Source organism: Catenulispora pinisilvae, assembly GCF_015356865.1.
Taxonomy (GTDB): domain Bacteria; phylum Actinomycetota; class Actinomycetes; order Streptomycetales; family Catenulisporaceae; genus Catenulispora; species Catenulispora pinisilvae.
This window is the reverse complement of record NZ_JAAFZA010000381.1, coordinates 1-6,860: the sequence shown is the minus strand read 5'-3', so window position 1 is coordinate 6,860 and position 6,860 is coordinate 1. Positions and strand designations below refer to the sequence as shown.

Annotated in this window: 1 protein-coding gene; it reads right to left on the bottom strand. The window is 64.1% G+C overall.

From position 1 onward, the window contains the following. Positions 1–6,860, bottom strand: a 6,860-nt coding sequence (locus IZR01_RS47155; RefSeq protein WP_194927654.1) for a non-ribosomal peptide synthetase, incomplete at both ends; no start/stop codon positions are given.

Below are 6,860 nucleotides of genomic sequence, written 5' to 3'. Positions count from 1 at the left end.
GCACCCCGCGCCACCAGCAACCGCGCCAAACGATTCGCCCGAACATTCAACTCCGCATACGAAACCTGCTCACCCTCGAACACCACCGCCACCGCATCCGGCGAACGACGCACCTGCTCCTCAAACAAACCGACAAGAGTCGCATCAGGCAGCGGGTAAGCAGTGTCGTTGTTGTCGACCAACAGCTCGGTCAACGCCGCATCATCCAGCACCGCAACCGACCGCAGCGCAAGGTCGGGATCATCTTCCAAACCGGCAACCAACGCAGACACCGCAGTCCGCATCAGCGAAGCGACCGAGTGAGGGTCGATCGGCGCGACACACTGCACCGAGACCGCGAACCCGGCACCGGTGCCCGCGTCGTCGACGGCAACCATCAACGGATAGTTCGTCCGCTCATGCGCGTAGAGCAGCTCGACACCGTCAACGACGGTCACGTTTGCCTGGTCGATGTTGTAGAGGCCTTCCAGGCCGCTGTCCGAGGCAACCGACGTGCCGTCCGCTCCGGGACTGTGGCGGTAGTTGAACAGCGCCGTGAACAGCGGAGACCCGGAAGCCACCCCAGACACACGCTGCGCCAGCGCCAACGGGGTGTGCTCGAACGCCAGCAACTCGGCCAGACTCGCATGCATCCGGCCCGCAGCCTCACCAACACCAATGCCGCCGACCTCGAACCGTACCGGCAGAGTGTTCATGAACAGACCCGGTACGCGATCAGCACCAGCGCCAGCCTGCATCCGGCCGAACAACACGGTGCCGAACACCACGTCCTCACGACCAGAGGTGGCAGCCACCACCCGCGCGAACGCCACATGCAACAACGCCGCAGCACTCACCCCAAGACGCTGAGCCGCACGCCGGACTCCAGATGCGACAGCGGGATCGAGGACCAGACGGGACTCCCGCACATCGGTGCCATCACCTTGCACGTCCAGCACACCGAACGGCGCAGTCGGCTCAGTGACCGCGCCCAGCAACTCGGTGAAGAAGGCCTCCTGACGCTCCCGCGAGACGCCAAGCCGCGCCTGCGCCACGAAATCGCGGAACGGCAACGGCTCCGGCAGCAACCGCTCATGCCCGGCCCAGAACGCCTGGATCTCACCGAACAACACTTCAAGAGCGGTGTGGTCCTGAATCAGGTGATGAACTTGAAGAAGACCCACCCAGCCCGAGGCCGCCCCCGGCCGCTCCGTCACCGTCAGCCGGATCAACGGCGCCTGCGAGACATCCATCACCGAACCCGCGGCAGCCAGCATCGCCGGGACCACGTCGTCGGCCGACAAGGCAGCATCAAGCACTACTTCCCGGACAGGTATCTCCGCCTGGCGCACGACCACCTGAACCGGCTCCGCAATACCTTCCCAGACCACCGCGGTCCGCAGAATGTCGTGACGATCCACCACCTGCTGCAACACCCGCACGAACTCATCAAGCCGATCACGGGAATCAAAATCGAGGACTGTCGGCAGGACATAGGCATCAGCACCAGAACCCGCCGCCATCAGATGATGGAAGAAAATACCTTCCTGCAACGGCGCCAACGGATAGATGTCAGCGATATTGGGCACGCCGCCGGGGACCGTCTCCGCGATGCGGTCAATCTCCGCCTGCGACAGCTCAACCAGCGGCAGCATCTCCGGCGTCATCACCTGAGCGTCGTCAGGAATCAGATTTGCCGGAACCGCAACCGCCTCATCACCAGCCACCGCCGCAACCCCCGCCAGCGTCGGAGCCTGAAACAACGCCCGCACCGACACCACAACACCACGCTGCCGCAACACCTCCACCAACGACACCACAAGCAGCGAATGACCACCCAACTCAAAGAAGTTGTCATCAATACCAACCTTCTCCAAGCCCAAAACCTCAGCAAAAGCCTCACACAACAACCGCTCACGAACAGTCCGCGGCCCACGACCATCCACAGCACCACCGAACTCCGGCACCGGCAGAGCACGACGATCCAACTTCCCGTTCACAGTCAGCGGCAGCGCCCCCAACACCACAAACGCCGACGGCACCATGTAATCCGGCAACAACCGGGCCGCACGCTCCCGCAACACCGACACATCCACGCCGTCTTCAGCGGCGGCAACGACATAGGCCACCAGGCGCTTGTCACCGGGCCGGTCCTCCCGCGCCAGCACCGCAACCTGAGACACCGCAGCGTCTCCGGCCAGAACCGCCTCGATCTCACCCAGCTCGATCCTGAAACCCCGAACCTTCACCTGGTCATCGCTACGGCCCAGATACTCCAAATCACCATCAGCGCACCACCGCGCCAAGTCACCAGTGCGATACATCCGCGAGCCGGCCGGGCCGAACGGATCCGCCACAAACCGCTCCGACGTCAAACCAGAACGACCCAAATACCCCCTGGCCAACCCCGCACCAGCCACATACATCTCCCCGGCAACACCCACCGGAACCGGTTGCAACCCACCATCCAACACATACACCCGAAGATCCGGAATCCCATGACCGATCCGGCTCCCCGCCCCCGCAACACACATCACCTCATCAAGCACCGAATACGTCACATGCACCGTCGTCTCAGTGATCCCATACATGTTCACCAACGACGGACCATCCACACCATGACGCACATACCACGAAGCCAACCGGCCCAGATCCAGCGCCTCACCACCGAACACCACATACCGCAACGCCAACCCGCCACCACGAACCAGATCATCCTGATCCGCAGCCATCAACTGGAAAAACGCCGACGGCGTCTGGTTCAACACCGTCACCCGCTCACGCACCAACAGATCCAAAAACTCCCCCGGCGACCGACTCACCGAGAACGGCACCACCACCAACCGCCCGCCGAACAACAACGGACCCCACAACTCCCACACCGAGAAATCAAACGCATACGAATGGAACAACGTCCACACATCACCAGCACCAAACCCAAACCACGCATCCGTCGAGGCGAACAACCGCACCACCTGACGATGCTCAACCACCACACCCTTCGGACGCCCCGTCGAACCAGACGTATAAATCACATACGCCGGACAACCAGCACCCACCGCGCCCAGACGCTCCCCATCGACAAGATCCGCACCCGAGCACCCCGCCAACTCCGCCCGCAGCTCAACACCATCCAGAACCAACGACGCAGGCCCAACCACACCCTTGGCCGACAACTCCGCCTGCGAGACCGAATCAGTCAACAGACACACCGGGTAGGCGTCAGACAGCATGAACCCGATACGATCCGCCGGATAATCCGGATCCACCGGCAAATACGCCGCACCGGATTTGAGAACGGCCAGCAAAGCCACGACCAGCTCCACCGAACGCGGCAACGCCACCGCGACCAGCGACTCCGGACCAGCACCCCGCGCCACCAGCACACGCGCCAGACGATTCGCCCGAGCATTCACATCCGCATACGAGACCTGCTCATCCTCGAACACGACCGCAACGGCCTCCGGCGAACGCCGCACCTGCTCCTCGAACAGCTCCACGAGGGTTGTATCGACCACCGGCTGAACCAAGTCGGTGTTCCCGGACACCAGTTGTCGGGCCTCGGCCTCGTCCAGGATCTGGATCGCGCGCAGGGGCCGGCTCGGGTCGGCGACCACCGCCTCCACCAGGCGCTGCAGCCAGCTCAGCATCCGCTCCACGGTGGCGGCGTCAAACAGATCCGTGGCGAACTCGAGCGTTCCGACAATCCCATCCGGCTCGCCGCCGGCGGTGAAGGACTCGCCCAAGCCCAAGGAGAGGTCGAACTTCGCTGTGCCGACCTGTGCCGGCTCCAGCTGCACTTCCAGGCCCGGCATGGCCAAGTCGGCGGCCGGTGCGTTCTGGAAGGACAGCATCACCTGGAACAGCGGATGCCGCGCCATCGAACGGGCCGGGTTCAACACCTCGACCAGGCGCTCGAAGGGCACATCCTGATGCCCGAACGCCGACAGATCGGCGTCGCGGACACGATCGATGAGCTCTGCGAATGTTGGATCGCCGGACACATCAGTCCGCAAGACCAACGTGTTCACGAAGAACCCGACCAGGTCATCCAGCGCCTCATCCAGGCGGCCGGCGACAGCAGTGCCGATGGGAATGTCGGTACCCGCACCCATCCGCGATAGCCACGCGGCCACAGCAGCCTGCACCACCATGAACACGCTGACACCGCGCGAGCGGGCCAACCGCAGCAGACCAGCATGCAGCTCGCCATCCCAGACCACAGATGCGCGACCCCCGCGGTAGGACGACACCGCCGGGCGAGGGCGATCGAACGGCAGCTCCAGTTGATCCGGAGCACCAGACAGAGCGTCTCGCCAGAAGCCGATCTGCTGGGAGTAGACACTGTCGGGGCCGTTCTCATCGCCGAGCAGTTCCCGCTGCCACAGGGTGTAGTCCGCGTATTGCACCGGCAACGGCTCCCACTCCGGCGCCCCACCACCGACACGAGCCGTATAGGCAGCAGCCAAATCCCGCGCCAACGGCCCCAGCGACCAACCATCACCAGCAACGTGATGCACCACCGCCACCAACACGAACTCCTGCGGGCTGACCTGCAGCAAGGAAGCTCGAACCGGAATATCGGACCCCAGATCAAAGGTCACACCCACCGCAGCGGCGATGTCGGCGGCGACCGTCTCCGGCGAGGAGTCCTGCATGACCAGATCCGCCACCACGCCAAGCTGATCAACCGGCAGCACCTGCTGGAACGGCTCCCCGTCGACCTGCGGGAACACCGTCCGCAAACTCTCATGCCGGGCAAGGACATCAACGAGAGCGACCTTCAAAGCTCCCTGATCCAGATCGCCGGACAGCCGCACGACCAGCGGGATGTTGTAGGTCGCCGACGGACCCTCCAGTCGGCTCAAGAACCACAACCGACGCTGCGCAAACGACAACGGCACCCGCTCCGGACGCACCACCGGACGTAGCGCCACACGGCGGGTGTCAGAACCCATATCGAGACGTGCTGCGATCCCGGCGACGGTAGGCGCCTCGAACAGCACCCGAAGCCCCAGCTCCACGCCCAGCGCCGAGCGCACCCGACTCACCAGACGCGTAGCCAGCAGCGAATGGCCACCAAGGTCGAAGAAGCTGTCATCGATCGACACCGACTCGACACCCAGAACCTCAGCGAACAGAGAGCAGAGAATCTCCTCCTGCATCGTCCGCGGAGCACGACCGGCAGGATCAGAACCGAACTCCGGCGCCGGCAGGGCGCGGCGGTCCAACTTGCCGTTCGACGTCAATGGCAGCGCGTCCAACATTAGGAATGCCGAGGGGACCATGTAGTCGGGCAGTGCAGCACTGAGATGCTCGCGCAGCGCCTCGGTGTCCAGCGCCGCAGAGCTGTCGGCAGGGACGAGGTAGGCAACCAGGCGTTTGTCGCCGGGGCGGTCTTCGCGCGCCAGCACCGCGACCTGGGCCACTGCGTCGTGTCCGGCTAGGACTGCTTCGATCTCGCCCAACTCGATGCGGAAGCCGCGGAGTTTCACCTGGTCATCGGTGCGGCCCAGGTACTCCACCACGCCATCGACGGTCCAGCGCGCCAGATCCCCGGTGCGATACATCCGCGACCCGGCCGGACCGAACGGGTCCGCCACGAACCGCTCCGAGGTCAACCCCGAGCGCCCGAGATAGCCACGTGCCAGCTGAACACCAGCCAGATACAACTCCCCAGCCACCCCCGCAGGAACCGGAGACAGCGCAGAATCGAGAACGTACAGCTGGGTGTTCCACACCGGACGGCCGATCGGCACCGACCCCGCGCCCGGGACACATTCCCACCACGACACGTCCACCGACGCCTCAGTGGGGCCGTAAAGGTTGAACAGCCCGACCCCGTCCAGCAGGGTGAAGAACCGCTGGACCACCTCCGCCGGCAGCGCCTCACCCGAACACACCACCCGACGCAGCCCCACACAGCCGGCAGCCGACGGCTCCGCCACGAACGCCGCCAGCATCGACGGCACAAAATGCACCGTCGTCACACCAGCCGAGGCAATCAGGCCTGCCACATATGCCGGATCACGATGACCACCCGGCCGTGCCACCACCAGACCCGCACCCACCACAAGCGGCCAGAAGAACTCCCACACCGAGACATCGAAACCCGACGGGGTCTTCTGCAACACACGATCATCAGCGTCAAGACCGAACCGGTCCTGCATCCACAACAGACGGTTCACAATCCCCGCATGCGAGACGACAACGCCCTTCGGACGACCCGTCGAACCCGAAGTAAAGATCACATACGCCGGACTCTCCGAACCCAATGCGACACCCAGATCCGCGCCCGCATACGCCGACACCTCACCCACAAACTGCCGGTCATCCACCACCACAAACGCATCAGCCGTCTGCGGCAGATCCGCCATGACATCGGAGGTGGTGATCACACACGCCGGAGCGGCATCGGCCAGCATGAACTCGATACGGTCAGGCGGATACTCCGGATCCACCGGCAGATAGGCAGCACCAGACTTCAGAATCGCCAGCAAAGCCACAACCAGCTCCACCGAACGCGGCAACGCCACCGCCACCGCCACCAACGACTCCGGACCAGCACCCCGCACCACCAACACACGCGCCAAACGATTCGCCCGAACATTCAACTCCGCATACGAAACCTGCTCACCCTCAAACACCACCGCCACCGCATCCGGCGAACGCCGCACCTGCTCCTCAAACAGACTCACCAACGTCGCATCAGGCACCGCATGAGCAGTGTCATTCCACTCCGTCAGCATCTTGCGACGCTCGGCCTCATCGAGCATCGGGATCGAGTGCAGGGGCAGGCTCGGTTCGGTGGCCGCCGCCTGCACCAGGCGCTGCAGCCAACCCAGCATCCGCTCCACCGTGGCGGCATCGAACAGATCTGT